At 67.7% G+C, this 26,038-nt stretch carries 25 protein-coding genes and 1 pseudogene; 14 read left to right on the top strand and 12 right to left on the bottom strand.

What is annotated here, in order from left to right:
• Positions 1-76: 76 nt before the first annotated feature.
• Both AAYO93_RS14380 and AAYO93_RS14375 read right to left on the bottom strand, forming a co-directional pair.
• On the bottom strand, positions 77-388 hold the full coding sequence (locus AAYO93_RS14380; RefSeq protein WP_345761856.1) for an MGMT family protein: 312 nt from the start codon (positions 386-388) through the stop codon (positions 77-79).
• A gap of 23 nt (positions 389-411) precedes the next feature.
• Positions 412-864 (bottom strand): GNAT family N-acetyltransferase, encoded by a 453-nt coding sequence (locus AAYO93_RS14375; RefSeq protein ID WP_345761855.1) that lies wholly within the window; start codon positions 862-864, stop codon positions 412-414.
• Between the two features lie 180 nt (positions 865-1,044).
• On the opposite strand from AAYO93_RS14375, the gene AAYO93_RS14370 reads away from it, so the two are divergent.
• Complete coding sequence (locus AAYO93_RS14370; protein ID WP_345761854.1) at positions 1,045-2,259, top strand: NADP-dependent isocitrate dehydrogenase; 1,215 nt, start codon at positions 1,045-1,047, stop codon at positions 2,257-2,259.
• Between the two features lie 98 nt (positions 2,260-2,357).
• On the opposite strand, the gene AAYO93_RS14365 is transcribed toward AAYO93_RS14370, so the two are convergent.
• Positions 2,358-2,831, bottom strand: coding sequence for a hypothetical protein (locus tag AAYO93_RS14365; RefSeq protein ID WP_345761853.1), 474 nt, complete (start codon positions 2,829-2,831; stop codon positions 2,358-2,360).
• Positions 2,832-2,996: 165 nt separating this feature from the next.
• On the opposite strand from AAYO93_RS14365, the gene AAYO93_RS14360 reads away from it, so the two are divergent.
• From AAYO93_RS14360 to AAYO93_RS14330, 7 genes are all read left to right on the top strand, one after another.
• Entirely contained in the window at positions 2,997-4,190 is a 1,194-nt protein-coding gene (locus AAYO93_RS14360) for an ROK family transcriptional regulator (protein WP_434056644.1), read from the top strand.
• Between the two features lie 95 nt (positions 4,191-4,285).
• Positions 4,286-5,626: an extracellular solute-binding protein gene (locus tag AAYO93_RS14355; RefSeq protein WP_345761852.1), complete on the top strand. Its 1,341-nt coding sequence runs from the start codon at positions 4,286-4,288 to the stop codon at positions 5,624-5,626.
• 95 nt (positions 5,627-5,721) lie between these two features.
• On the top strand, positions 5,722-6,669 hold the full coding sequence (locus tag AAYO93_RS14350) for a carbohydrate ABC transporter permease (protein WP_345761851.1): 948 nt from the start codon (positions 5,722-5,724) through the stop codon (positions 6,667-6,669).
• Positions 6,666-7,586 carry a carbohydrate ABC transporter permease gene (locus tag AAYO93_RS14345; protein ID WP_345761850.1) on the top strand — a complete coding sequence of 307 codons (921 nt, stop codon included), beginning with the start codon at positions 6,666-6,668 and terminating at the stop codon, positions 7,584-7,586. Before AAYO93_RS14350 ends, AAYO93_RS14345 begins: the two co-directional genes overlap by 4 nt.
• Positions 7,583-9,139 carry a beta-N-acetylhexosaminidase gene (gene nagZ / locus AAYO93_RS14340; RefSeq protein ID WP_345761849.1) on the top strand — a complete coding sequence of 519 codons (1,557 nt, stop codon included), beginning with the start codon at positions 7,583-7,585 and terminating at the stop codon, positions 9,137-9,139. Before AAYO93_RS14345 ends, nagZ begins: the two co-directional genes overlap by 4 nt.
• Positions 9,136-10,032, top strand: coding sequence for an ROK family protein (locus AAYO93_RS14335; protein ID WP_345761848.1), 897 nt, complete (start codon positions 9,136-9,138; stop codon positions 10,030-10,032). Before nagZ ends, AAYO93_RS14335 begins: the two co-directional genes overlap by 4 nt.
• Entirely contained in the window at positions 10,033-10,818 is a 786-nt protein-coding gene (locus tag AAYO93_RS14330) for a glucosamine-6-phosphate deaminase (RefSeq protein WP_345761847.1), read from the top strand. It abuts the gene before it with no gap.
• Positions 10,819-10,904: 86 nt separating this feature from the next.
• On the opposite strand, the gene nagA (AAYO93_RS14325) is transcribed toward AAYO93_RS14330, so the two are convergent.
• The 3 genes from nagA (AAYO93_RS14325) to purU are packed head-to-tail and all read right to left on the bottom strand — an operon-like array spanning position 10,905 to position 13,322.
• Positions 10,905-12,065, bottom strand: a complete 1,161-nt coding sequence (gene nagA, locus AAYO93_RS14325; protein ID WP_345761846.1) for an N-acetylglucosamine-6-phosphate deacetylase — start codon at positions 12,063-12,065, stop codon at positions 10,905-10,907.
• Positions 12,062-12,415: a YrdB family protein gene (locus AAYO93_RS14320; RefSeq protein ID WP_345761845.1), complete on the bottom strand. Its 354-nt coding sequence runs from the start codon at positions 12,413-12,415 to the stop codon at positions 12,062-12,064. The genes nagA (AAYO93_RS14325) and AAYO93_RS14320 overlap by 4 nt, the downstream gene beginning before the upstream one ends.
• Positions 12,416-12,449: 34 nt before the next feature.
• Positions 12,450-13,322, bottom strand: a complete 873-nt coding sequence (gene purU / locus AAYO93_RS14315; protein ID WP_345761844.1) for a formyltetrahydrofolate deformylase — start codon at positions 13,320-13,322, stop codon at positions 12,450-12,452.
• A gap of 114 nt (positions 13,323-13,436) precedes the next feature.
• Here purU and AAYO93_RS14310 point away from each other — a divergent pair, with 114 nt between their 5' ends.
• From AAYO93_RS14310 to AAYO93_RS14290, 5 genes and pseudogenes are all read left to right on the top strand, one after another.
• Positions 13,437-14,978, top strand: a complete 1,542-nt coding sequence (locus AAYO93_RS14310) for a purine-cytosine permease family protein (protein WP_345761843.1) — start codon at positions 13,437-13,439, stop codon at positions 14,976-14,978.
• Positions 14,975-15,553 carry a cysteine hydrolase family protein gene (locus tag AAYO93_RS14305; protein ID WP_345761842.1) on the top strand — a complete coding sequence of 193 codons (579 nt, stop codon included), beginning with the start codon at positions 14,975-14,977 and terminating at the stop codon, positions 15,551-15,553. Before AAYO93_RS14310 ends, AAYO93_RS14305 begins: the two co-directional genes overlap by 4 nt.
• Positions 15,550-16,551: an ADP-ribosylglycohydrolase family protein gene (locus AAYO93_RS14300; protein ID WP_345761841.1), complete on the top strand. Its 1,002-nt coding sequence runs from the start codon at positions 15,550-15,552 to the stop codon at positions 16,549-16,551. The genes AAYO93_RS14305 and AAYO93_RS14300 overlap by 4 nt, the downstream gene beginning before the upstream one ends.
• Positions 16,552-16,556: 5 nt before the next feature.
• Complete coding sequence (locus AAYO93_RS14295) at positions 16,557-17,510, top strand: PfkB family carbohydrate kinase (protein ID WP_345761840.1); 954 nt, start codon at positions 16,557-16,559, stop codon at positions 17,508-17,510.
• 124 nt (positions 17,511-17,634) lie between these two features.
• Positions 17,635-18,795: pseudogene (locus AAYO93_RS14290) on the top strand (MFS transporter); the annotation flags it as partial.
• Here AAYO93_RS14290 and nagA (AAYO93_RS14285) read toward each other — a convergent pair.
• The 6 genes from nagA (AAYO93_RS14285) to AAYO93_RS14260 form a co-directional block, all read right to left on the bottom strand.
• Entirely contained in the window at positions 18,771-19,973 is a 1,203-nt protein-coding gene (nagA, locus tag AAYO93_RS14285; protein WP_345761839.1) for an N-acetylglucosamine-6-phosphate deacetylase, read from the bottom strand. The pseudogene AAYO93_RS14290 and the gene nagA (AAYO93_RS14285) sit on opposite strands and share 25 nt — an antisense overlap.
• Positions 19,973-20,758 (bottom strand): DeoR/GlpR family DNA-binding transcription regulator, encoded by a 786-nt coding sequence (locus AAYO93_RS14280; protein ID WP_345761838.1) that lies wholly within the window; start codon positions 20,756-20,758, stop codon positions 19,973-19,975. The genes nagA (AAYO93_RS14285) and AAYO93_RS14280 overlap by 1 nt, the downstream gene beginning before the upstream one ends.
• A complete protein-coding gene (locus AAYO93_RS14275; RefSeq protein WP_345761837.1) occupies positions 20,755-21,624 on the bottom strand; it encodes a class II fructose-bisphosphate aldolase in 870 nt (289 codons plus the stop codon). Before AAYO93_RS14275 ends, AAYO93_RS14280 begins: the two co-directional genes overlap by 4 nt.
• A 23-nt stretch (positions 21,625-21,647) precedes the next feature.
• Positions 21,648-22,571, bottom strand: a complete 924-nt coding sequence (locus AAYO93_RS14270; RefSeq protein ID WP_345761836.1) for a 1-phosphofructokinase family hexose kinase — start codon at positions 22,569-22,571, stop codon at positions 21,648-21,650.
• Positions 22,568-23,452: an ROK family protein gene (locus AAYO93_RS14265; RefSeq protein WP_345764893.1), complete on the bottom strand. Its 885-nt coding sequence runs from the start codon at positions 23,450-23,452 to the stop codon at positions 22,568-22,570. The genes AAYO93_RS14270 and AAYO93_RS14265 overlap by 4 nt, the downstream gene beginning before the upstream one ends.
• 89 nt (positions 23,453-23,541) lie before the next feature.
• Entirely contained in the window at positions 23,542-24,459 is a 918-nt protein-coding gene (locus AAYO93_RS14260; RefSeq protein ID WP_345761835.1) for an SIS domain-containing protein, read from the bottom strand.
• Positions 24,460-24,790: 331 nt separating this feature from the next.
• Between AAYO93_RS14260 and AAYO93_RS14255 the strand changes: the two genes are divergently transcribed.
• Positions 24,791-26,032 carry an extracellular solute-binding protein gene (locus AAYO93_RS14255; protein WP_345761834.1) on the top strand — a complete coding sequence of 414 codons (1,242 nt, stop codon included), beginning with the start codon at positions 24,791-24,793 and terminating at the stop codon, positions 26,030-26,032.
• Positions 26,033-26,038 lie beyond the last annotated feature (6 nt).

Below are 26,038 nucleotides of genomic sequence, written 5' to 3'. Positions count from 1 at the left end.
CTCCAGTCTCGTGGTCGCGGCTGTGGGAATCATCAGCCTGCGGTATCGATGTTCCCAACCTAGGGGATGACATCGCTCACGGGCGCCAGCGCGCGACGCGGAGGTCGACGCGGTAGCCGGCGTCGGAGCCGACCCCGAGAAGCGGTGTCGACTCTGCGCGATAGTACTCGAGTGCGATCTGCTCGTGTCCCATCGGCGGATGCCCGCTCGCGCGGATGACGCGCCACCAGGGCACATCCGCTCCGTAATAGGCCATCACCTGCCCTACGACGCGCGCCCCCCGCGATCCGAGGGTCGCAGCGATATCGCCGTAGGTCATGACGTGGCCGGGCGGGATGGTCTCGACGATCGAGAGCACGTGCTCGGCGAACGTCTGGTCGGGTTGCACCGTTTCGGGCCGGTCGCGGCCGGTCAGAGGTCGAGCGCGCCGATGGTCTCGCCGTACTGGGTCTCACCGATCGGCTTGAAACCGCTTCGGACGAAGAACGCCTCGGGGCCGAGTTCGCCCTGTTCCCAGATGACGAAGAGACGATCCTTGCCGCGGGCGCGCGCTTCACCGGCGAGAGCCTCCACCGCGAAGGTGCCGATACCCCGGCCCTGGTCGTCGGCGTCGACGTTGATGCGCCAGAGGATCGAGGTGAACTCCTCGTGCTCCGCGTTCGCGTCGAAACTGCCCATGACGAAGCCCACGACGTCGTCGCCGTCGCTCACCACGCGCTGCCAGGTGGTCGCCGGATCGTTCACCGCGGCCGCGGCCGAGTAGGAGACAGGGGTGATGAACTGCTCCTGACCGGGCTTCAGGCTCAATGCGTTCGCCGCGACGATGTTCGACGCGTTCAGCTCTTCAAGTCTCAACTCAGCCATAACGAAAGGGTAACGTGCGCGGCCGATCCCGGCATAGTCGGCAATTCCGCTGACAGCGGATGCATTCCTCACTCAGGGCGAACACAAAGCGGGCAGCAGATTTGTCTCGACGTCAAGATAGTTGCCTGGCTCGGGTAAGCTGTTCGTGGCCAAAACACGGCACAGACTTGAGGAGACCCATTGGCAAAGATCAAGGTTGAAGGCACCGTCGTCGAGCTCGACGGCGACGAGATGACTCGCATCATCTGGCAGTCCATCAAAGATTCGCTCATCCACCCGTACCTCGATGTGAACCTCGAGTACTACGACCTGTCGATCCAGAAGCGCGACGAGACCGACGACCAGATCACGATCGACGCGGCGCACGCCATCCAGCGCCACGGTGTCGGCGTGAAGTGCGCGACGATCACGCCCGATGAGGCGCGCGTCGAAGAGTTCGGCCTGAAGAAGATGTGGAAGAGCCCGAACGGGACGATCCGTAACATCCTCGGCGGCGTCGTCTTCCGCGAGCCGATCATCATCTCGAACATCCCGCGTCTGGTCCCGGGCTGGAACAAGCCCATCGTCATCGGCCGTCACGCCTTCGGCGACCAGTACCGTGCGACCGACTTCACCTTCGACGGCCCCGGCACCCTCTCGATCAGCTTCCAGCCGTCCGACGGCGGCGAGGCCAAGTCGTTCGAGGTCTACCAGGCGCCCGGCGCCGGTGTCGCCCTCGCCATGTACAACCAGGATGCGTCGATCCGCGACTTCGCGCGCGCGTCGTTCAACTACGGCCTCGACCGCAACTACCCGGTGTACCTGTCGACCAAGAACACGATCCTGAAGGCCTACGACGGCCGCTTCAAGGACCTGTTCCAGGAGGTCTTCGACGCCGAGTACGCGGCGAAGTTCGCGGATGCAGGACTCACCTACGAGCACCGCCTCATCGACGACATGGTCGCCTCCAGCCTCAAGTGGGAGGGCGGCTACGTCTGGGCTTGCAAGAACTACGACGGCGACGTGCAGTCCGACACCGTCGCGCAGGGCTTCGGCTCGCTCGGCCTCATGACGAGCGTGCTCACCACCCCCGACGGCAAGGTCGTCGAGGCGGAGGCCGCGCACGGGACCGTGACGCGTCACTACCGTCAGCACCAGGCCGGCAAGCCGACCTCGACCAACCCGATCGCCTCGATCTACGCGTGGACCCGTGGGCTGGCGCACCGTGGACACCTCGACGGCAACCAGGACCTGATCGACTTCACGCACACCCTCGAGGACGTCGTGATCAAGACGGTCGAGTCCGGCAAGATGACGAAGGACCTGGCACTGCTCGTCGGACCCGAGCAGCCGTACCAGACGACCGAGGAGTTCCTCGCGTCGCTGGCGGAGAACCTGCAGGCGCGCCTGGGCTAGTCCCGTTCTTGGTCACCGCACCAGCTGTGTCCCGCCGCACGTGGTAGACCCAGTGCGCTGGGACACAGCTGGTGCGCCGATCGCCCTAGGCGTTCGCGTCAGCTGCAGGTCTTGCCGACGGCGATGAGCGACGTCGACAGGTCGCCGATCTCCTTGCCGAGCTTCGACGTGTCGGCGCCCACGGGGTGCGAGGCGATCGCGACGATGTCGTTCACGTAGACCGTCACCGTCTTCGTGACCGAGTCTGCGGACTTCTTGACCGTCGGCTCGCTGACCTTGTCCGCCGCGTCGGAGACGGTCGACTTCAGCGTCTTGAGGTTTGCGAGCGCCTTCGCCGGGTCGGCCTTCATGGCCGCGACGTTCGCGGGCGAGTTGAGATCGCTGAGCGTCTTGTACGCGGTCGCCAGGATGTCACAGGCCTCTCCTTTGGTCTGCGCGGAAGCTACGGCCGAATGGGTGGCCTTGGGAGTCTTGGGTGCCGCCTGCGCTGTCCCGCCGCATCCGGCGAGCAGCAGGGCGAGTCCGGCGGCGGCAGCGATTGCCGCGGTGATGCGGAGTTGTGGGGTTGGCATCCGAGTCCTTTCACGTCGCTGCCGCGATGGCAGCCGTTCGACTCTAGAGGGCCGGACCGGCGAATCGAATGGACCGGAAGACGTGTTTGTTACGAGTTGGTAAACACAGGGAAAATCGGCGTCGACAGCTTGCGAATATTTTGTTCGTAAGCTTTACTAACAAACATGACCGCATCGGAGCGAGGGACTTCAACACTGGAGACCTCCCACGCGCAACTGGCCACCGGCATGGCGCCGGGCCGGGCGCTGCGTCCGAAGGCGAAGGTCCTCCCCGAGCATGCACGGAGCCACAACCGCTCGCTCGTACTGCAGACGCTCTACCGCGCAGGTGAACGAAGCCGAGCGGATATCGCCCGCGAAACCGGCCTCACGCGCGTCACGATATCCGACCTGGTTGCGGAACTCCTCAACGAGGGACTCGTCGTCGAACTGGGTCAGCGCGAATCGGCCCGGCCGGGCAAGCCGGCCGTTCTGCTCGACATCAACCGCAGTGCGTACCAGATCATCGGCATCGACCTCAGCGAGCACACGACCTTCCGCGGCGCCGTGCTCGACCTCGACGGCCAGATCCTCGAACGCGCAGAGATCCCGCTGGCGGCCAGCACGGGCGCCGAGGCCACGGCAAAGGTCGTCGCCCTCACTGACCAGCTCGTCGCACTCGCCACCGCTCCCATCCTCGGCATCGGCGTCGGGTCGCCCGGTGTCGTGGACCTCTCCGGAACCGTGCTCACCGCCCCCAACCTCGGCTGGGTCGACGAGCGCCTGCAGGACACCCTCCATGCCCGGACCGGACTGCCGGTGGTCGTGGCCAACGACGCGAACGTAGCCGTCCTCGCCGAGCACGGTTACGGTGACGCCGCCGGCGACATGATGCTCGTGACCATCGGGCACGGCGTCGGTGCCGGGCTCCTCGTCGCCGGAGCCCTCGTCTACGGAAGCCGTTTCGCCGCGGGCGAGATCGGCCAGGTCATGGTCGGAACCGACCTCGGACTCGAAGTCACCTACAACCGCGACCAGGTGCTCGAACACTGGCTCGCCGTGCCGCTGCTCGAGCAGCGCATCCATGAAGCGGAAGCCGCGGGCGGCTCGGCCGGACCCATTCTGCGGGAGGCGGGGCAGCGCCTCGGCATCGCCCTCGCCCCCGTCGTCGGCGCGCTCAATCTCTCCGAGATCGTCCTGAGCGGCCCGACCGAACTGCTTGATGGCCCGCTCGCCCAGGCGACCATCGAAACGCTCCGCAACAGGACGATGGCCGAATTCCACGGCAATCTCACGCTGCGGATGACCACGCAGGGGCAGGACATCCTCCTGCGCGGCGCGGCCGTTCTCGTCCTCTCAGGACAACTCGGGGTCTCGTAACACAGCAACGCCCAGAACCGGAACCAGCCAGGACCGACCCCTCGCACCAACGATGTGGCAAACGCACACATCGACCACCCAAGAAAGGAAAAGCAATGAAGAGAAAGCTCGTTGGCCTCGCCGCTGTGGCAACAGCTTCCGCTCTCGTGCTCGTAGGTTGCTCCGCCGCTCCCGGAGGCGCACCGAGCACGGACGGAAAGGGCAAGACGGTCACCCTGTGGCTCGTCGGCGCAGACACTCCCGACCCCCTTCGCACCTACCTGAAGGACGAGTTCAAGAAGGAGACCGGCGCCACCCTCAAGATCGAGCAGCAGGACTGGAGCGACATCGTCACCAAGCTGACGACCGCCCTGCCCGATGCGAACAACACTCCCGACGTGACCGAGATGGGCAACACGCAGTCCCCGACGTTCACCAACGTCGGCGCGTTCCTCGACATCTCCGACATGTACAAGGAGCTGGGTGGATCCGACCTGCTGCAGTCGTTCGTCGACGCCGGCAAGGTCGGCGGCAAGAACTACACGCTGCCGTACTACTTCGGTTCGCGCTACATGTTCTACCGCAAGGACGTCTGGTCCGCTGCGGGCGTCACCGTCCCGACCACGCTCGACGAGTTCAACCAGGACGTCGCCACCATCGCGCAGAAGAACCCGAAGGCCATCAAGGACTTCTCGGGCTTCTACCTCGGCGGCCAGGACTGGCGCGACGGCATCTCGTGGATCTTCGCCAACGGTGGTGACATCGCGACCGAGAAGGGCGGCAAGTGGACCGCCACGCTCGAGTCCGACAAGTCGCTGAAGGGTCTCCAGCAGCTGCAGGACCTGTACAAGAACGCATCCAAGGCGCCGAACGACGCCAAGGACAGCAACCAGTACATCTACCTGAACGACAGCGACGTGAGCACCAACGCCGACAACAGCACCACGCCGACCTCGCTCTCCGCGGCCACCATCATGGCTCCGGGCTGGGCGCACTGGTCCCTCGGTGACGCATCCACCAAGGACGGCAAGACCGTTCGCACGTGGAACGACAACACCTTCGGAACCTTCGTGCTCCCGGGCAACGACGGCAAGCCGGCCCCGGTCTTCGCCGGTGGCTCCAACATCGGAATCTCGGCCAAGAGCAAGAACCCCGGCCTGTCCAAGACCCTCCTGAAGATCATGTTCTCGAAGACCTACCAGGAGATGCTCGGCAAGAACGGCCTGGGACCGGCGAACAGCAAGTACGTCGACTCGCTCGGCGACGACCAGTTCGCTAAGGCCCTGATCGCTTCGTCGTCGAACTCCAAGCTGACCCCGGCCGCTCCCGGATGGGCGTCGGTCGAGGCCGGCAACGTCATGGAGGAGTTCTTCTCGAAGATCCGTGACGCGTCCGACCTGAAGGCCCTGGCCCAGCAGTACGACGCGAAGATCACCCCGATGCTGAACAAGAAGTAGTCGTTCTGCATCGACCCCCTCAGTAGGTTTGGGAGCGCGGCGTCCCCGCGCTCCCAAACCCTGCTCCACAAGAAACACCTGGAAGGAGGACAGACGTGACAACCACACAGAACGCCGTGACGGGCAAAGTCGCACGGCCGCAGACGAAGCCCCCGCGCCGCAGGCGCAGCCTCACCGCCTACTGGCTGCTGGTCCCTTCCGTCGCGATCCTCGTGCTCGCCCTCGGCTACCCACTCGTATGGCAGCTCGTCACCTCGACCCAGAGCTTCGGTCTGGCCCAGCAGTTCGGCCGACCGGCTCCCTTCGTCTGGTTCCAGAACTACATCACACTGTTCTCGGACCCCTATACCTGGATCGTCGTCGCCCGTTCGATCGCATTCTGCCTGGTGACCGCATCCGTCACCGTGGTCGTCGGTGTGCTGTTCGCCCTCCTGATGAACGCCGTCAACGCTGTCGTACGCATCATCGTCCAGATCAGCCTGCTGCTCGCCTGGGCCATGCCCGTCGTCGCCGCCATGACCGTCTGGAACTGGCTGTTCGACTGGCGCCGCGGAGTCATCAACTGGCTACTCACCGCCGCCGGGTTCGATTACACCAACCACAACTGGCTTCAGGAACCGCTGTCGTTCTTCTTCGTGGCGATGGTCATCGTCGTCTGGATGAGCGTCCCGTTCGTCGCCTTCTCCGTGTTCGCCGGCCTGACACAGGTGTCCAGCGAGGTGCTCGAGGCCGCGCAGATGGATGGGGCGCGCGGATTCCAGCGGCTCCGGTTCATCATCCTTCCCATGATCCGGCCGGTACTCGGCATCGTGATGCTGCTCCAGATCATCTGGGACCTGCGGGTGTTCACTCAGATCAAGCTCCTCCAGGACAAGGGTTCGATCGCCAGCGAGACCAACCTGCTCGGAACGTACATCTACCAGCTCGGCGTCGGCTCGAGCGACTTCGCGATGGCGAGCGCCGTCTCGATCTTCGTACTCGCGCTCACGATCGCCCTCAGCTGGTTCTACGTGCGGAACATGCTCAAGGAGGACCAGTCATGACATCAGCGACATCGACGACGATCGAGGCGCCCAGCGCCCCGATCGTGGAAGTCGGTAGCACACACAGGCGTTCCGGATCACGTAAATTCAAGCCCTCACGTGTGCTGCTCGGCATCCTCGGTGTCGTGCTCTCGCTCATCTGGATCTTCCCGGTCTACTGGATGGTGAACTCGTCTCTGCTGTCGAACGTGGTGCTGCAGAACACGACACCGCAGTTCCTCCCGTTCGGCGGAACCTTCGACAACTTCGCCGCGGTGTTCCAGGGCGGAACCTTCCTTCCGGCGCTGGGCATGAGCCTGGCGATCGCTGTGCTCACGGTCGTGTTCTGCCTGATCTTCGCCTTCCTCGCGGCACTTGCGATCAGCCGGTTCAAGTTCCGCGGTCGCACGTCGTTCGTGCTCGCGGTGCTTCTCATCCAGATGCTCCCCGCAGAAGGGCTCTTCATCGCCCAGTACAAGATGATGAGCAGCCTGAACCTCCTGAACACGATCGTCGGGGTGAGCGTCCTCTATATCGCCGCCGTGGTCCCGTTCACGATCTGGATGCTGCGCGGCTTCGTCGCCGGCATCCCCGCCGACCTCGAGGAGGCGGCGATGGTCGACGGGCTCAGCCGCACCCAGGCGTTCATGCGGATCACCTTCCCGCTCCTCGCACCCGGGCTCGTCGCCTCCGGTGTCTACGCCTTCCTCCAGGCGTGGAACGAGTTCACTGTCGCGCTCGTCATTCTGCCGGACAATGCCAGCCAGACGCTTCCGCTCTGGTTGCGCGGGTTCATCCAGCAGAGCTCGAGTCACGCCATCGACTGGGGCCAGGTCATGGCCGCATCCACCCTCGTCGCCGTGCCGGTCATCATCTTCTTCCTGTTCGTCCAGGGCCGGATGACCAGCGGGCTCGTCAGTGGGGCGGTGAAGGGGTGAGCGGGTCGCCCGTCGCCGAACTGACCCAGACCCCTGACTCCCCCGAACGAACGGACCGGCTCCGCAGCCAGGTCGCGGCGACGCTCCTGCCCGGTTTCGTCGGAACGACGTTGCCCGAGTGGCTGGACGAGCGGCTCCGTGACGGTCTGGGCGGGGTCTGCATCTTCGGGCCGAATATCGTCTCCCGGGCGCAGCTGCGCGAGCTCACCGATTCGATCTACGAGGCCAACCCGAACGCCATCATCGCGATCGACGAGGAGGGCGGGGACGTCACCCGCCTCTACTACGACACGGGGTCACCCTACCCGGGCAACGCTGTGCTCGGCCGCCTCGGCGACCTCTCGTACACCGAGTTCGTGGGCCGCCTCGTGGGCTGGGAACTGCGCCTCGCCGGCTGCAATCTGAACTTCGCCCCGGATGTGGACATCAACTCGAACGCGGACAACCCGGTCATCGGCGTCCGCAGCTTCGGATCGACCCCGGAGATCGTGGCAGAGCACAGTGCGGCTTGGACCCGTGGCCTGCAGTCGGCGGGGATCGCGGTCAGCGCCAAGCACTTCCCCGGCCACGGCGACACCGCGCAGGACTCGCACCTGGCGCTGCCTGTCGTCGACGTGAGCCTCGACGAGCTGCGTGAGCGCGAGCTGAAGCCGTTCGCGGCCGTCATCGCGGCGGGCGCGCGCACGATCATGACCTCGCACATCCTGCTGCCGCAGATCGATCCGGAGAACCCGGCGACGCTGAGCGCCGCCGTCCTCCAGGGCCTCCTCCGCGACGAGCTCGGATTCGACGGCGTGATCATCAGCGACGCGCTCGACATGAAGGGCGCCAGCGGCGACGTCGGCATCCCTGAGGCGGCCGTGCTCGCGCTGGCTGCCGGCTGCGACCTGCTGTGCATCGGAACCGAGAACACGGATGCGCAACTCGCGGCGATCGAGACGCGGATCCTCGACGCGATCAGCTCGCGGCGGCTCGATCCTGCGCGCGTGAGCCAGGCCTCCGGTCGCGTGCTCGAACTGGCCGCGCAGCTCGCGGTCGATCGCGCGGAGATCGCGATCCCCGACTTCGTGACCGCCGAAGACGAGCCGCAGCTGGAGCTCGCCCGCGCGATCGCTGCTTTCGACGTGTCGGATGCGGCGAGGGAATGGGTGGGTGGTCTCAGCGGACCGTGCTCGGTGGTCCGCATCGACACAATCGCGAACATCGCCGTCGGGATCGCTCCGTGGGGTCCGTTCGCCGAACTCCTCACCGACCCGGGGTCGCCCGCCGCCAAGGAATTCGCGGCCAACCCGCTCGTCGTCTTCACCGAGGGCGACGACCCCGATCTCGTCCTCGCAGCCCGGTCGCCCGTCCTGGTGATCGGCAAGGACAACCATCGTCACGCCTTCGCGCGCGAAGCGATCGACCGGCTGCGTGCCGAACGCCGGTCGGTACTCGTCATCGACATGGGGTGGCCGTCGGACGACCGGCAGTACGCCGACATCGCGACCTTCGGCGCCTCGCGCCTGATCGGCCGGGCGCTCATGCACTACTTGTCCGGATCAGGGTCGTGAGACTCGGGATCGACATCGGTGGGACGAAGACGGATGCGGTTGCCATCGATGAGGGCGGCCTGCTGACCCAGCGCATCCGCCTCGCCACCGGTTTCGGCTCGACCGCGGTCGTAGAGACAGCGGTGAACGCCGTCGCGCGGATCGCGGAGCTGACCGGCCTGACTGCCGGGGGATTCGATTCGATCGGCATCGGGATCCCCGGACTGGTCGACAGCGCGTCCGGTCGTGTCCGGCACGCGGTGAACCTCGGGTTCGACGGTCTCGAGCTCGGTGGGGAGCTCGCCGGAAGGCTCGGCGTCGGAGTACGCGTCGAGAACGACGTGAAAGCGGCGGCACTCGGCGCTTACCACCTGATGGGCCTCACCGGTTCGATGGCGTACCTCAACCTCGGGACGGGCCTCGCTGCGGGCATCGTCGTGGACGGCGAGCTGTGGCGCGGATCCCGGGGGATCGCCGGCGAGATCGGGCACATCCCCGTCGACCCGAACGGAGCGATCTGCGCGTGCGGTCAGCGGGGCTGCCTCGAGACCGTCGCATCGGGTTCGGGTGTCGCACGACAGTGGCGCACCGACGATCCGCTACCCGTTCGCGCACTGTTCACCGCGGCGGCCGAGGGCGACCCCGAAGCGAAAGCCATCAAGGCTAGGCTGGCCTCAGGCATCGCATCCGCGGTGCGGGTCCTGGTGCTCACGGCCGACGTCGAGTCGGTCGTCATCGGGGGCGGCCTCAGCCATCTCGGCGACCGGCTGCTCTACGAGGTGCACAGCGTTCTCGAGTCGTGGGGTGGATCGTCGCCGTTCCTGGCGTCGCTCGAGCTCCCCGGCCGGGTCCGTCTGGTCCCGGAAGGTTTTCCGGCCGCTGCCGTCGGCGCGGCCCTGGTGGGAGTGGTGTGAGTGGCTGAAGTCGTCGTCGTCGAAGACCAGGATGCGGCTGGCGACCTCGCCGCGCAGTCCATCGTGAAGCTCATCCGGTCGACTCCTGACGCCGTCCTCGGACTCGCGACCGGGTCGACCCCGCTCGCCCTGTACCGCGCGCTCGCCGCGAAGGTCGCTTCGGAAGCTGTCGACGTCTCGCAGGTCCGCGGGTTCGCACTCGACGAGTACGTCGGACTTCCGGCAGGGCATCCCGAGAGCTACCGTTCGGTGATCACCCGCGAGGTCGTCGAGCCGCTCGGTCTCGACCCGTCGCGCATCCACGTCCCGAATGGGGCGCTCGACGGGATCGAGCACGCCGGCACGGACTACGAGAGCGCGATCGTGGCCGCCGGCGGTGTGGATGTGCAGATCCTCGGAATCGGCACCGACGGCCACCTCGGTTTCAACGAGCCGGGGTCGTCGTTCGCGTCGCTGACCCGCGTGAAGACGCTGACCGAGCAGACGCGGCGCGACAACGCACGGTTCTTCTCGTCCGAAGCGGATGTGCCGGTGCACTGCATCACGCAGGGCCTCGGGACGATCCTGCGGGCGCGCCACCTCATCCTGCTCGCCTTCGGCGCGGGCAAGGCGGATGCGGTGGCCGGCGCCGTCGAAGGCCCCGTCTCCACCAGCAACCCGGGCTCGGCCATCCAGCTGCACCCGCACGCCACCGTACTGGTCGACGCACCCGCGGCGAGTGGTCTGCGCAACCTCGACTACTACCGCTACGCCTGGCTGAACAAACCCGCCTGGCAGCACCTCTGACCCGGGCATCCGTCGCGAGCACAGGAAAAGGCTCGCTAAAGATCGAGTTTTGAGGTGCTTTTTCCTGTGCTCGGCGAAGGGGGTCGTCAGAGGGGGAGGCCGGCGGCCCAGACGCGGCGGACGGTCCAGTCGTGGTCGAGGAGCACGGCGTCGGCGGCATAGCCGGCGTGCAGGCGCCCGAACCGGTGTTCGACCCCGAGGGCACGTGCCGGCGTGAGCGTGAGCGCTTCGACGGCGATGCGCGGGTCGAGTCCGACGAGGGTGACGGCGTTGCGCAGGGCGACGTCGAGCGTGAGCGTCGAACCGGCGATGGTCGACGTGCCCGACAGCACCGCGAGCCCGTGGTTGACGGTCACGTTGAGCGAGCCGAGGCGGTAGTTCCCGTCTGCGGCGCCGGCGGCCGCCATCGCATCCGTGATGAGGGCGACCCGGCCCGGAGCGGCCGTGAACACGAGGTCGGCGACCCGCGGATGCACGTGGAGCCCGTCGAGGATGAGCTCGAGCGTGATGCTGTCGTCTTCGAATGCAGCGATGATCGGACCAGGGTCGCGGTGGTGGATGCCGTTCATGGCATTGAAAGTGTGGGTCAGGATGCGCGCCCCGATATCGAACGCGCGCTTGGCCTGGTCGTAATCGGCCGCGGTGTGACCGATCGAGACCACAACGCCGGCTTCGAGCAGGACGCCGATCGATTCGAGGGCGTTGGGAAGCTCGGGTGCGATCGTGAACTGGCGGAGCGTCCCGCGCGCAGCACCGACAAGCTCTTCGAGCATCTCGGGGCCGGGATCGCGGAGGAACGCCGCGTCATGGGCGCCGCGGCGCTCTACGGCGAGGAACGGTCCCTCCAGGTGCGAGCCGAGCACAAGAGGGTCCACCGCGGCGAGGTCTGCGACGATCGACAGGCTCTCGCGAAGCTGGGCGAGCGGGTTGGCGACATGACTGACCAGTGACCGGGTGGTGCCGTGCGCGCGATGGGTTGCGAGGCCTTCGAGCATCTCCTCGGGGCCGTCGTCGAAGGGGTGCCCTCCACCGCCGTGGCAATGCAGGTCGATGAACCCGGGGGTCAGCCAGTGGCCGCCCGCGTCGACGACCTCCACCCCGTCCACGTACGGGCGCCAGCCGGTTCCTTTGCCGGTGAGGGCGATGCTGTCGCCCTCGGTGAGCATCCAGAAGTCGTCGACGAGACCGTCGGTGTCGAGCTTGCGGGCGCTGTGGATCAGTTGCGGCCGTGCATCCGATGGGCTCATGTGAACTCCTTACGACCGTTGATGACGCCACTGACCGTCGCGACGACGGCGAAGACACCGGCCACGATCGGCTGGCCGAGCCCCAGCCACGCGAGGGCTGCGCTCGCCATGACGACGATCTCGACGACCGCGCGCCCGAACGGGTCGATCGCGAAGACGGCCTTCGGAGAACGGAACAACGCCCACAACACGATCGCGATCGCCGGCGCCAGAATGCCCACGACGAGGTTCCAGGGGAAGGGCCACGCGACGAAGCCCCAGAACGCGAGCGAGAACACGGCGAACAGTTCGAGGAGGAACCTCAGGACGTCGTTGGGGCCGATCTTCACTTCAGGGCGCACATCAGTCACGCGCCAATTCTACGGCGAGCATGTATCCGGCAGATCAGCGGAAGATGATCGTGCGCGCTCCATCGAGGAGAACCCGAGCCTCTGCGAACCATTTGACGGCCTGAGTGAGGGTGCGGCTCTCCTCGTCCTGCCCGATCGCGACGAGCTCGGCGACGCTCCGGGAATGGTCGACACGCACGACGTTCTGTTCGATGATCGGACCTTCGTCGAGGTCGCTCGTCACGAAGTGCGCCGTCGCGCCGATCAGTTTCACGCCGCGGGCGTGCGCCTGCCGGTATGGGTTCGCACCCTTGAAACCGGGGAGGAACGAGTGATGGATGTTGATGGCCCGGCCGGCGAGCTTCTCGCAGAGACCCGGCGAGAGGATCTGCATATACCGCGCGAGGACGACGAGTTCGATGTCGTGCTCCTCGACCGCTTCGAGGACGCGTGCCTCGAATTCGTCCCGGCCCGCAGCATCCGTCACCGGAAGGGACTCGAACGGGGTGCCGTAGAACCCGGCCAGGTCGCGCAGAGTGCCGTGGTTCGAGAGCACGAGCGGGATCTCGACGGGCAGCTGGCCGGCGCGCTGGCGGAAGAGCAGGTCGTTGAGGCAGTGTGCGGCGGTCGAGACCAGGACCAGGGTGCGCAGGGGGCGCCCCACGTTGTCGAGGCGGGCGACCATCCCATAACTGTCGATGACCGGGTCGAGTGCGCGCTCGAACTCCTCCCGCGTCGCATCGGACTCCACCTGCAGGCGCATGAAGAACCGGCCGGTGTCGAGGCTCGCGAACTGCTGGCTCTCGGTGATGTTGCCCCTCGCGGCGACGATCGCGCCGCTGATCGCGTGCACGATGCCGGGGCGATCGGCGCAGATCAGCGTCAGCACCCAGTGGTTGGGCAGCGTGAAGGAGGTCGCAGAACTCACCCGCTCAGGGTATCGGCTTTACGCTCCACCCTCGATCCCGGGCGCGGACGGCAATATGATCGCGTTCATCGGGACACACGGCTGTCCCGGCACAGTGGGAGAGGTGATGCGATCATGACCGCACTGGACGAGGATCGCCCCGACGTGGTCGGCGGCGCAGCCCAGAGCTTCGGCGTCGAGCTGAACGGGCTGAACACGATCCACGAGAGCGAGCGCAAGGGGCGCCCCCGCGATCTGTTCTGGCCGTGGTTCGGCGCGAACGTCTCGGTTTTCGGCCTCAGCTACGGCTCGTTCCTGCTCGGGTTCGGGATCTCGTTCTGGCAGGCGACGATCGTCGGCGTCGTCGGCATCGTCATCTCGTTCCTGCTCTGCGGGTTCATCGCCCTTGCTGGCAAGCGGGGATCCGCGCCGACGATGGTACTGAGCCGCGCGGTGTTCGGCGTCAACGGAAACCGCCTGGTCTCCGTGCTCTCCTGGCTCCTCACGGTCGGCTGGGAGACGGTGCTGACGGCGCTCGCCGTGCTGGCGACCGCGACGGTCTTCACCCAGCTGGGCTGGGAGGGGGGAGTGGCGACCAAGGTCGTCGCGCTCATCGTCGTCGCGGCCCTGATCATCGCGGGAGGCGTGATCGGCTTCAACCTGATCATGCGCATGCAGAGGGTGATCACGATCGTCACAGGCGTCCTGACCGTGGTCTACATCATCCTGGTCCTCGGGCACATCGACCTCGGCGCGGTCGCAGCGCTTCCCGCAGGCACGGCGCCTCACGTCATCGGCGGCTTCGTGTTCATGCTGACCGGTTTCGGACTCGGCTGGGTGAATGCGGCCGCCGACTATTCCCGCTACCTCCCACGCAGCGCCAAGAGCTCCGGGGTCGTCGGGTGGACCACCTTCGGATCGTCGCTGGCCCCGGTCATCCTCCTCATCTTCGGAATCCTGCTCGCCGGATCGTCGGAGAAGCTGAGCACCGCGATCGGCATGGACCCGATCGGCGCGCTGGCGTCCATCCTCCCGATCTGGTTCCTGGTCCCCTTCGTCATCGTCGCAGTGCTGGGCCTGGTCGGCGGCGCCGTGCTCGACATCTACTCGTCGGGGCTCGCCATGCTCAGCGCGGGTGTCCGGGTGCCGCGGTTCGTGGCGGCGGGGATCGACGGGATCCTGATGACCCTGGGCGCGATCTACGTCGTGTTCGTCGCGAGCGACTTCATCGGCCCGTTCCAGGGCTTCCTCATCACCCTCGGCGTTCCGATCGCGGCCTGGTGCGGTGCATTCATCGCCGACATCAGCCTGCGCAAGCGCGACTACGCCGAGAAGGAGTTGTACGACAGCCGGGGACGATACGGGAGCGTCCGGTGGCTGTCCATCTCGCTCATCCTCATCGGAACGGTCCTCGGCTGGGGCCTCGTCACCAACACGTACGCGAGCTGGCTGGGCTGGCAGGGTTACCTGCTCGGGCCGCTCGGGCTGGGCGGCAAAGAGGGCGACTGGGCGTTCGCCAATCTCGGCGTCCTGGTCGCGCTGGTGGTCGGCTACCTGGGCGTGATCATCTTCGGCCGCCGCACCATCCGCCGCCAGGAGGAGCTTCCGACGAACACCGATCCCGGCTCGATCGCAGCGGCCGACAGCGCTCAGGCGACGGCGGCCGACGGCGCATGAGCGAGACCCGAGGGCCGGCGGGGCCCTGGCTGGTCGTCATCGACATGCAGCGCATCTTCGGCCAGCCGGAGAGCGCATGGTTCACGCCGCGCTTCGCGGAGGCGGCCGCCGGTATCGAGCGGCTCGCCCCTGCTTTCGGGCGCCGCATCGTGCGCACACGCTTCGTGGCGCCGGAGACTCCGGAGGATGCGTGGGTGCCGTACTACGACCTCTGGCCGTTCGCGCTCGTCCCGACGGACGATCCGCTGTACGACCTGGTGCCATCGGCCGGCATCGTGGGCAACCCCGTGGTATCGGCGACGACGTTCGGCAAGTGGGGACCTGAGCTCGACCGTGCGATCGAGGGGAGCCGCGAGATCGTGCTGGCCGGTGTGTCGACGGATTGCTGCGTCCTGTCCACCGCCCTGGCGGCAGCGGACGCCGGTGTGCACGTGCGGGTGGCGGCCGACGCGTGCGCGGGCCTCTCCGATCTCGACCACCAGCGGGCGCTGGATGCGATGGCCCTCTACGCTCCGCTGATCGAGATCACGGCCGTGGCTGCGGTCGTGGATGCTGTGACCGGGTCTTCCGCGTGACCAGCATCCTCGAGCGGGCCGAGGGTGCGCTGATCGGGCTGGCGATCGGTGACGCGCTGGGGATGCCGACCCAGCAGCTGTCGAGACAGGCGGTCGCCCAGCGGTGGGGCGCCATCACGACGTTCGAGGCGCCCGACCCTGCGCATCCGCTCGCCCACGGATTGCGCGCAGGCTCCGTGACCGACGACACCGAGCTCGCCCTCATGCTCGCCCGCCACCTGGTCGCACGTCGCGGCGCGATCGACGCCCGGCATCTCGCCGCCGAACTGGTCGAGTGGGAGGACGGGATGCGGGCCCGCGGATCCCACGACCTGCTCGGACCGTCGACGAAGGCAGCGGTCGAGGCCGTCGCATCGGGCACACCCGTGACGGAGTCCGGGAGGTTCGGCGCGACGAACGGTGCCGCGATGCGGATCGCAGCGGTGGGGATCGCGAACGACTTCGACAGCATCCCGCGACTGGTCGACGCCGTGGTCGCAGCGAGCGCGGTCACCCACAACACAGGGGTGGCCCTCTCGGGCGCGGCGGCCGTCGCGGCTGCCGTCAGCGCGGGTATCGAGGGCGCCACCTTCGAGCAGGCGGCCGCGGTCGCCGGCGACGCCGCGCGGGAAGGCTCGTCGCGTGGCCACTGGGTCGCCGCCGGTGACGTCGCGCGGAGGATCGGCGTCGCCGTGGCTTTGGGCTCCACCGACGACATCGCTCGCGGTGAGCGCGACATCTATGAACTGATCGGCACATCGCTCGCCACCCAGGAGTCGGTGCCCGCGGCATTCGGCCTGCTTGCGCTCCATGACGGCGACCCGTGGCTCGCCTGCCTGGCGGCGGCATCGCTCGGCGGGGATTCGGACACGATCGGCGCGATGGCGGGAGCGATCGGAGGCGCATTGCGCGGGGTCGACGGGTTTCCCCACCAGGCCCGCCGCACCGTTCTCGAGGTCAACAGTTTCGGCGCGACCGAGTTCCGCGACCTTGCCGCCGCGCTGCTCGAACTGCGGTGAGGGAGGTGTTCACGCGCCTTATCAGCGTCGGGAACGTGGTCGTCGACATCCTCGCGACCGTTCCCGCTCTGCCGGCTCCCGGGGGCGACGTGGTCGCGACCGGCCCGGGGCTCAGCGCGGGAGGAAGCTTCAACGTGCTGGCCGCCGCGCGACGGCTGGGACTGGCGAGCGCGTACGCGGGTGCGCACGGATCCGGGCCGTTCGGCGCGTTGGTGCGCGCATCCCTCGCCGCTGAGGGTGTCGACGTACTGCTGCCGCCGGTCGACGACGAGGACACGGGTTGGGATGTGGCACTCACCGACGCGGACGGCGAACGCACGTTCATCACCGCCGTCGGCGCCGAGGCACGGCTCACCCGGGAGATGCTCGAGTCGATCCGGGTGCGGCCGTCGGATGCGGTGCACGTGTCGGGCTACGGACTGCTGAGGGAGCCGAACCGGGGCGCGATCGCCGGCTGGCTCGCCGGTCTGCCCGCGTCATGTATCGTGCTGTTCGACCCGGGACCGCTCGGCGACCGGATCGACCCCGGCATCCGCGAAGCCGTACTGGCGCGGGCCGACTGGTGGAGCGGCAACGAGGCCGAAGCGCGTGCGGCGACAAGCGCGGTGGATGCGCTCGAAGCGGCCAGGATGCTCACGGCCGGCGCCGCGGACCGAGCGGTGGGCGTCGTGGTGCGGCTGGGCGCGCGAGGCTGTCTCGTGGCGCTGCGCGAGGCATCCGGCCAGGCCGTAGCCGTGCAGGAGATCCCGGGATTCGAGGTGGACGCCGTCGACACCAACGGCGCAGGGGATGCGCACATCGGAGCGTTCCTCGCGTCCCTCGCTTCCGGCACTGCGCCCACCGCGGCAGCACGCCGTGCGAACGCCGCCGCCGCGCTCGCCGTAGGAGCCAGGGGCCCGGCCACCTCGCCGACTGCGATGAATCTCGAAGGGTTCCTGGCGGCCCATCCGCTAAACTAGGGAACGGTCGGCGGTTCCTGTCCGGCCCTGGGCGCGCACATCGGCGCGCAGTCGACCCGCATCGGCGATCTGCAGCGGCAGCGCCGCATCGTGCGGGGAACGCCATTCGTGAGCCAGTAACGTCATGTCTGTCACCGAAAAATCACCGTCCAGAACCTCGACCCCCTTCCCCTGGGTCGGTCTCATCGTGCTCGCCGGGGCCGTCTTCCTGTCGGTCAGCAGCGAGATGATGCCGACCGGTCTGCTCCCCGACATGAGCGCGTCGCTCGGCGTCTCCGAGGCCCAGATCGGGCTCCTCGTCACCGTCTTCGCCTTCACGGTAGTCCTGACCAGCACGCCCCTCACCGCCCTGACCCGTAGACTGCCGCGCCACGGGATGATCGTGGGGATCATTCTCGTGCTCGCGCTGAGCAACGCGCTCACGGCGATCGCGCCCACCTACGGGTTCGTCGTCGGCTCCCGTGTGCTCGGCGGCGTCGCGCACGGCATGTTCTGGGCGATCGTCGGTGCCTACGCCGGTCACCTCGTGCCCAAGGACCAGATCGGCCGCGCCGTCTCGATCACGCTCGGCGGCGGGACTCTCGCCTTCGTCTTCGGTGTTCCGCTCGGGACGTTCGCCGGCCATGCCTTCGGGTGGCGGTTGTCGTTCGGAATCCTCGCCGGCCTCATGGTCGTCGGCGCACTGCTGGTCTGGCGTTTCCTTCCCGCGGTCGAACGCGACGAAGCACCGCCCAGGCGGGAGCGCGGTGCGCCGCGCAGACCGCGCGACCGCACGGTTCCTGCAGTCATAATGGTCTGTTCCATCGCCGCGGTGACAATGATCGGCCACTACAGCTTCTACACCTTCGTCGTGCCGTTCATGACCGACGTCATGGGTGTCCCGGCCGGCAACGTCAGCGCCCTGCTCTTCGCCTACGGCATCGCGGGCGCCGTGGGGCTGGTCCTCGCGGGCTCGGTGCTCGGCCCACGCCCGCAGGCGGGCCTCATCCTGGCCATCGTGGTCACGGCGGTCTCCGTCTCGGTCCTCTCGGTCTTCGCCGGGCAGCCGATCGTCGCCATCGGGGCGTTCGTGCTCTGGGGGCTGGCCTTCGGAACGCTTCCTCCGCTGCTCCAGACCCGGCTGCTCCACACCTCGTCTGCCGGTTTCCGTGACACCGCGAGCGCCCTCTACACGACGGCGTTCAACATCGGCATCGGCGGCGGCGCCCTCGTGGGAGCCTGGATCTTCGACCTGGGCGGCGTGACGGAGCTGCCGCTGGTCTACATCGGCATCCTGGTCGTGTCGTTCGTGCTCGTGCTGGTGGTCGGACGGATGACCCGCCCGTCCGCCCACACCGCGAGCACTCCGAAGGCGTCGTCGAGAAGCACCGCGTCCGCCGCGTAACCGGCGGCCAGCCTGCCGAGATCGTGGCTGCGCCCCACGGCGCGCGCAGGTATCCGGGTCAGCGCATCCACGGCCTCGCCGACAGGGATGCCGACCTCGGCGACCGCACGGCGCAGCGCGGCGTCGAGGGTGAGGGTGGAGCCTGCGATCGAGTCGCCGACGGCGAGACGTGCGACGCCGTCGCGAACCGTGACGGCCAGGGAGCCGAGCACGTAGTCACCGTCACCCGACCCTGCTGCGGCCATCGCATCCGACACGAGAGCGACGCGTCCGGGCGCCCCGGCGAAGGTGAGACGCACGACCTCCGGATGCACGTGGATGCCGTCGTTGATGATCTCGATCGTGACGCCCGGGGTGCGCGTCGCTGCGGCGACCGGGCCGGGCGCGCGGTGGTGGATGCCGTCCATGCCGTTGAAGGCATGCGTCAGGATGCTCGCACCGGCGTCGAACGCTGCCAGGGTCTGAGCGAAGTCGGCTCCGGTGTGTCCGACGGCGACGGCCACGCCGGCATCCGTGAAGCGGCGGACCGCGGCCATTCCGCCGTCGAGCTCGGGGGCGAGGGTGATCTGGCGCAATGTACCGGCTGCCGCGGCCAGCACGCGCTCGAGGGAATCGGGGTCCGCGTGGACGAGCAGTGCCGGGTCGTGGGCGCCCTTGTGCCCGTGATCGAGGAAAGGCCCTTCCAGGTGGCTGCCGAGGACGAGAGGATTTGTGCGGGCCAGTTCGGCGACCGTCGCGAGCCTGCGTTCCAGCGCCGCAAGAGGCGCGGTGACGAGGGACACCACGAATCGCGTGGTGCCGTGACCGCTGTGCATCGCCATGGCCGCGCGGATCGCTTCGTCGCCGTCATCGAACGACACTCCCGCCCCGCCATGGTTGTGGATGTCGATGAACCCGGGCGTCAGCCAGGCGCCGCGGGCGTCGACGATGTCGGCCGTGTGGCCGCCGAGCGCTGAGCGCCACGAATCTCCGGAACCGGTCGCGGAGATCGTCGAACCGTCGAAATGCACCCAGCCGTCGTCGGTGACGACACCGTCGGTGACGATGCGCGCCGAATGGATGAGGATCGGATCTCCCATCAGGCGACGATGACTTCGATGCCGTGCTCGGCGAACGCGGCGCGCTGCTCGTCGGTGATCCCGCTGTCGGTGATGAGCGTGCTCAGGACACGCGGGCCACTCAGCGTGGCGAAGGCGGTACGCCCGATCTTGCTCGAGTCCGCGACGATGACCGCGCGGGTCGCGCGCTTGGCCATCAGCGAGTTCACGCTCGCTTCGCCTTCGTCGTGCACGGTGGCGCCGACGATCGGGTCGATGCCGTTGACCCCGATGAACGCGATGTCCATCGTGATCTTCTCGAGCACGACGTCGCTGTACGGTCCGACCAGCTCGTACGACCGTGCATGCACCACCCCGCCGGTGACGACGGTCTTGATCTGGGGCCGCATGACGAGCTGTGCGGCGATGTTGATCGCGTTGGTGACCACGGTGAGGTTCGGATGCGGCGACGGCTCCATGAGGTCGGCCCGCGCGGCGAGGACGCTCGCGACCGCCGTGCTCGTCGTCCCGCCGCACAGGCCCACCACAGCCCCGCGCGGCACCAGAGCGCTGGCGGCCAGCGCGATCCGCAGCTTCTCCGGGGCGTGCTGTTCCCGTTTGTACCGGATGGGGAGATCGTAGGCGACCGACTGGCCGATCGCACCGCCTCGGGTGCGGGTGAGGAGCTGCTGGCTCGCCAGCGTGTCCAGGTCGCGTCGAGCGGTCGCGGCCGAGACGTCGAGCTTGGTGATGATGTCGTCGACCTCGACCTGTCCGGTCTCGGCGAGAAGATCGAGCACGGCGTTCAGCCGCTCGGCCCTGTTCATGCGGTGACTCCCTCGGGTGCTCCGGCACGGGGACCGGAGGAGAACACAGTGATCAGGCGCGCCGCTTCGGCCGCCAGCGCCTCGCGGCCCGCGCCGACGTAACGGCGCGAGTCGACCGCTTCGGGATGCGCGGCCAGGTAAGCGCGTACCGCGTTGGTGAAGAACCCGTTGAGGTGGGTGGAGACGTTGATCTTGGTCATACCGGCACGGATCGCCTCGACGATCGTCTCATCCGGAACGCCGGACGAGCCGTGCAACACGAGGGGAACATGCGCGGCGGCATGGATCGCGGCGATCAGGTCGAGGTCGAGTGCAGCTGTGCGCCGCGTCATCGCGTGCGACGAGCCGACAGCGACGGCCAGTGCGTCGACCCCGGTCTCGTCCACGAACCTTCGGGCCTCGCGCGGGTCCGTGCGCACGCCGGGAGCATGTGCGGTGCCCTTGCCGCCGATCGCGCCGAGCTCGGCTTCGACGAACGCGTCGTTCGCGTGCGCGTATTCGACGACCCCGACGGTCGCCTCCACGTTCGCCTCGTAGTCGAGGGTCGATCCGTCGAACATGACCGAACCGAAGCCGAGGTCGATGGCCTGGCGGGCCAGGTCTTCGTCCTCGGCGTGGTCGAGATGGACAGCGACGTGGGCCGACGAGCGATGCGCCGCGGACAGCACAGCTCGCGCGATCGGCTCGAGACCACCGTGATAGGCCACGCAGTTCTGCGAGATCTGGAGGATGACCGGTGCATGCGCCTGCTCGGCACCGCTGACGAGCGCCTCCGCCGTTTCCAGATGGATCACATTGAAGGCGCCGATGCCCGTCCGTCGCGCGGCGGCTGCGAGGACGAGCTCCCTGGTCGGAACGAGTGGCATGGGACTCCTGGGGTGCGGGCGGGTCAGGCCGGGGTGACGACGAGCCTGCGCTCGAGCTGAGCGAAGCCCGGAGCGAGTTCGCCGGCAACCGGAGCGAGCACGGCCGCGGCCGACCAAGCGATCGCGCGGGACAGGATGGCGGACGGATCGCGCACGCCCTCCACCAGGCAGCTCGCGATCGCGGCGACGGCGGCGTCGCCCGCACCGGTGGCGTTGCCGCGGAGCGGGGTGTCCAGCCGGGCGCGGATCGGGCGCGACGGGTCGGATGCGCTGAGTGCCAGCATCCCTTTCTCGCCGAGCGAGACGAAGACGAGTCCCGCGCCGAGGCCGATGAGCTGGGCGGCGCCGTCGAGCGGATCGCTCTCGCCGGTGGTCTCTGCGAGCTCGCGCCGGTTCGGTTTGAGCACGTTGGCACCGGCCCGCGCCGCGAGCACGAGGCCGGGCCCGGTGGTGTCGACGACGCTCGGGATGCCTCGGTCGCGGGCGATGGCGACGAGCGAAGCGAAGAACCCTTCCGGTGCGTCGGCAGGGAGGCTGCCGGAGGCGACGAGACACTGCGCCGGGATGCTCAGCCGGTCCGCGGCCTCGCCGAGGTGCTCCCACTCCGTGACGCTCAGCGGATGGCCGGCCTCGTTGAGCAGGGTGGCGTGCGATTCGGTCTCGTCGACGATCGCAATGCTGGTTCGCGTCTCGGCCGCTACGGGGACGAGCTCATGGGGGAGTCCGCTAGCGAGAAGGTCGGCGGAGAGCCGGGATCCCGTGACACCGCCCGCTGTCGCGAGTGCCAGGGCGTGGCCACCGGTCTGGGCGATGACGCGGGCGACGTTGATGCCCTTGCCGCCGGCGCGCACGACCGGAGCCTCGACGCGATGGCTCTCTCCCGGTTCGAGCGCGCGCACCCGGTAGGTCACGTCGAGCGCGGGATTCGGGGTGACGGTGAGGATCACGCGGTCAGCTCCCTCGCCGCGATGCGGTCGCGTGCCCGCAGAGCGGCACCGATCACGCCCGCATCCTCGCCGATGCTCGCCTGCAGCAGCAGGGGCCGCCGGTGGAAGGTCAGGATCGCGTCGAGGCGCTCGGCGAGCGGTTCGAACAGCACCGGACCCGCCTGCGACAGGCCGCCGCCGATCACGATGGCCTGTGGTGCGAGCAGTGCGACGGTGTGCGAGAGGTCGAGCGCCAGGGCGTCGAGTGCGGTCTCCCACACCCACGCCGCATCCGCGTCGCCGTTGCGGGCACGATCGATCACTTCTTTCGCGCCTGCGACCTCGGCCCCGGTGCGCGCGTTGTAGCGACGGGCGATCGCCCCTGCCGAGGCGACGGCTTCGAGGCATCCGGTTCCGCCGCAGGCGCACGCGGGGCCGTCGGCGACCCGGGAGTGGCCCATCTCGCCCGCCATCCCGCCGCCGGTGTGGAGTGCGCCGCCGATGAAGATCGCCCCGGCGATGCCCGTTCCGATCACCATGACGACGACATCCGAGAACGGTGCCGCCGCCCCGAGGCGGTGCTCTGCTTCGCCGGCACCGCGCACGTCATGGCTGAACGTGACGGGAATGCCGATGAGCGCTTCGAACCGATCGCGGAACGGTACGTCATGCCAGTGGAGGTTCTCCGAGAGGATGCCGACGCCGGCTTCGTCGTCGACGTGCCCGGGGACGAGGAGTCCGGCCGCGAGCGGGACGACATCGGGATACGCCGCCCCGAATCGTGCGGCCACCTCGGCCAGCCTCGCGAGCACCGCATCCGCGGTCCGCTCGCCGTCGTGGGGCGTCGGAATGCGCTCCAGCGCCCGGATGACGCCCGCGCTGTCGACGAGGGCGGCCTTCATGTCGGTGCCGCCGACGTCGAAGGCGAGCACGGCGCTGCCCGACCCGAGCGCGACACCGCTGGACCTCACAGCTGCAGGCGACGGATCGGTCACGAGTCGAGTATGACGGAGCGGGTGAGGTTGCGGGGGGCGTCGGGGTCGAGTCCGAAGGATCGGGCGCGTTCGAGTGCGACGCGCTGGGCGCGGATCAGGTCGGCCATCGCATCGATCGCGCGGTGCTCGAAGTGGGCGCCGGTCGCCGCGACGTCGTCGTACAGGCCGTCCGGTGCTGCACCGAACATCCAGGTCACGCGCCCGGGTGCGGCGATCGCGATCGGCCCGTGCCGGTATTCCTTGGCCGGATACGATTCGGTCCACGACTGGCTCGCTTCGCGCATCTTGAGGGCGGCCTCGTGCGCGATTCCGACGGTCCAGCCGGTGCCGAGGAACGAGTACTGGTCGGCTGTGAGGAGCAGCTCGTCGAGGTCGGCGGAGAGGGCGTAGGCGGCATCGACGATCGCCGCGTCGAGGCTCTCGCCGAGAGATGCGCGCAGCAGGGCGAGGGCGGTGGTGGCGAACCGCGTCTGCACGACGGACACTTCGTCGGCGAAGGGGAGCACGATGACGTCGTCGACCAGGTCGACGAGTGGGGTGTCCGGTGCGCCGAGCACTCCGATCGTGCGGGTCGTGCCCCGGAGACCGTCGAGGAGTTCGAGGACCTCCGTCGTGGTCCCGGAGCGGGTGATCGCGACGATCGCGTCGTAGTCGCGATCGATGAAGGCTTCGGATGCGGCGAAGGCGTCGGTGACTCCGTGTCCCGCGGTCTCACGCAGCGTCGCGTAGGACTGGGCCATGAACCACGAGGTTCCGCAACCCACCACCGCGATCCGCTCGCCCCGCGCAGGCAGGAGCGCCTGCTCGGCCCGGAGGTCGGCGGCGCGTGCCCAGGTGTCGGGCTGGGAGTTCAGCTCGGCTTCCATATGGGTGCCCGGCGCGCTTCCCCCGGCGGTGTGCCGTGCTTCGGTCATTGCGAGGCTCTCTTTCGATCGCGATGGTGCATCAATGATTGCAAATGATCGTTACGTCTGTCTAGTAATCATATTCAGTCGGAATAGCCGCCGCAGGGCGGAGCCGGATGAACCTGTGTAAACGGTGTGTAACGATGTGCGGTGCGCTTCTTGACCTCGCGAACGATCCGCGCAAGAATCTGAGCACTGATTGAATGAAAGTGATTGTTTTATCAGTGAATGATTCATAAATCATCACAGCACACGTCCTGCGGTGGTGACCCGGATCACACACGCACCGTTGCGCAGGCTCTTCCGGCGACGGCACGTCCATTCGAGAGTGAGGAAGTCAATGAAGAAGTCTCTGCGACTGGGAGCGATCGTCGCCACAGCGACAGTCGCCACCCTGACGCTGGCGTCCTGCGGATTCGGGGGCGGCTCAAGCTCCTCATCCGGCGACGCGAAAACGCTCAACCTGATGGTCGCCAGCTACTCCGACGGCACCAAGGCGGAGTGGCAGCAGATCATCAAGGATTTCGAGGCCAAGAACACCGATATCAAGGTCAATCTCGACGTTCAGTCGTGGACCGCGATCAACGATGTGATCAAGACCAAGATCCAGGCGGGCAAGCAGCCCGACATCCTGAACATCGACGCGTTCGCGGGGTTCGCCTCCGACAACCTGCTCTACCCGGCGAAGGACATCGTCTCGGCGAAGACCCTCGACGACTTCCAGCCCTCGTTCGTCAAGAACGCGAGCATCGACGGAACGCAGTGGGGCCTTCCCTTCATCGCATCCGCCCGTGCCCTGTTCTACAACAAGGACATCTTCCAGAAGGCAGGCATCACCGCACCGCCGACGACCTGGGCCGACCTCGAGGCTGACGCCGCGAAGATCAAGGCCGCGGGCAGCATCGGCTACGGTATGCCGCTCGGAAGCGAAGAGGCGCAGGCCGAGTCGGCCATCTGGTTCTACGGAGCAGGCGGCGGGTACGGCGACTCCAAGACGCTGACCATCGACTCGCCCGAGAACGTCACGGGCGCGACCGAGATGCAGAAGCTGATCAACGCCGGGGTCACCGAGCCGAACGCCGGCTCGACCGACCGCACGCCGCTGCTCAACGTCTTCATCCAGGGCAAGATCGGCATGCAGGTCGGCCTCCCGCCGACCGTCGGCCAGATCAAGGACAAGAACGCCAGCCTCAACTACGGAATCGCCCCGATCCCGACGAAGGACGGCTCGCCGTTCACGCTCGGCGTCGCGGACCACCTGATGGCGTTCAAGAACAAGACGGACAAGACGGAGTCGATCAAGAAGTTCCTCGACTACTTCTACACGGCACCGGTCTACACGAAGTGGGTCAGCACGGAAGGCTTCCTGCCGACCACGAAGTCCGGCGCAACCGAGATGGCCTCGAACGAGACCATCAAGCCGTTCCTCGATCTGCTCCCGAACGCCCAGTTCTACCCGTCGACCAACCCCAACTGGACGGCGGCACAGGGCGCCATGCAGAGCCAGATCGGTCAGCTCGCCCAGGGTGCCAAGCCCGCGGACCTGCTGAAGGCAATCCAGGCCAAGGCAGTCGGGCAGTAGAACCGG

Origin of the sequence: Diaminobutyricibacter sp. McL0608 (assembly GCF_039613825.1) — a bacterium.
Taxonomy (GTDB): Bacteria; Actinomycetota; Actinomycetes; order Actinomycetales; family Microbacteriaceae; genus Diaminobutyricibacter.
The sequence above is the reverse complement of the archived record's forward strand: the minus strand, read 5'-3'. Positions and strand labels throughout refer to the sequence as shown.

Excerpts from the sequence above, each read along its gene's own strand:
- AAYO93_RS14275 (WP_345761837.1), bottom strand. The coding sequence starts at position 21,624 with ATGCCACTCGTTCCGACCAGGGAGCTCGTCCTCGCAGCCGCCGCGCGA.
- AAYO93_RS14365 (WP_345761853.1), bottom strand. The coding sequence starts at position 2,831 with ATGCCAACCCCACAACTCCGCATCACCGCGGCAATCGCTGCCGCCGCC.
- AAYO93_RS14345 (WP_345761850.1), top strand. The coding sequence starts at position 6,666 with ATGACATCAGCGACATCGACGACGATCGAGGCGCCCAGCGCCCCGATC.
- AAYO93_RS14310 (WP_345761843.1), top strand. The coding sequence starts at position 13,437 with ATGACCGCACTGGACGAGGATCGCCCCGACGTGGTCGGCGGCGCAGCC.
- nagA (WP_345761846.1), bottom strand. The coding sequence starts at position 12,065 with ATGAGCCCATCGGATGCACGGCCGCAACTGATCCACAGCGCCCGCAAG.
- AAYO93_RS14255 (WP_345761834.1), top strand. The coding sequence starts at position 24,791 with ATGAAGAAGTCTCTGCGACTGGGAGCGATCGTCGCCACAGCGACAGTC.
- AAYO93_RS14360 (WP_434056644.1), top strand. The coding sequence starts at position 2,997 with ATGACCGCATCGGAGCGAGGGACTTCAACACTGGAGACCTCCCACGCG.
- AAYO93_RS14265 (WP_345764893.1), bottom strand. The coding sequence starts at position 23,452 with ATGAAGGCCGCCCTCGTCGACAGCGCGGGCGTCATCCGGGCGCTGGAG.
- AAYO93_RS14375 (WP_345761855.1), bottom strand. The coding sequence starts at position 864 with ATGGCTGAGTTGAGACTTGAAGAGCTGAACGCGTCGAACATCGTCGCG.
- AAYO93_RS14305 (WP_345761842.1), top strand. The coding sequence starts at position 14,975 with ATGAGCGAGACCCGAGGGCCGGCGGGGCCCTGGCTGGTCGTCATCGAC.
- AAYO93_RS14355 (WP_345761852.1), top strand. The coding sequence starts at position 4,286 with ATGAAGAGAAAGCTCGTTGGCCTCGCCGCTGTGGCAACAGCTTCCGCT.
- AAYO93_RS14260 (WP_345761835.1), bottom strand. The coding sequence starts at position 24,459 with ATGACCGAAGCACGGCACACCGCCGGGGGAAGCGCGCCGGGCACCCAT.
- AAYO93_RS14280 (WP_345761838.1), bottom strand. The coding sequence starts at position 20,758 with ATGAACAGGGCCGAGCGGCTGAACGCCGTGCTCGATCTTCTCGCCGAG.
- nagA (WP_345761839.1), bottom strand. The coding sequence starts at position 19,973 with ATGGGAGATCCGATCCTCATCCATTCGGCGCGCATCGTCACCGACGGT.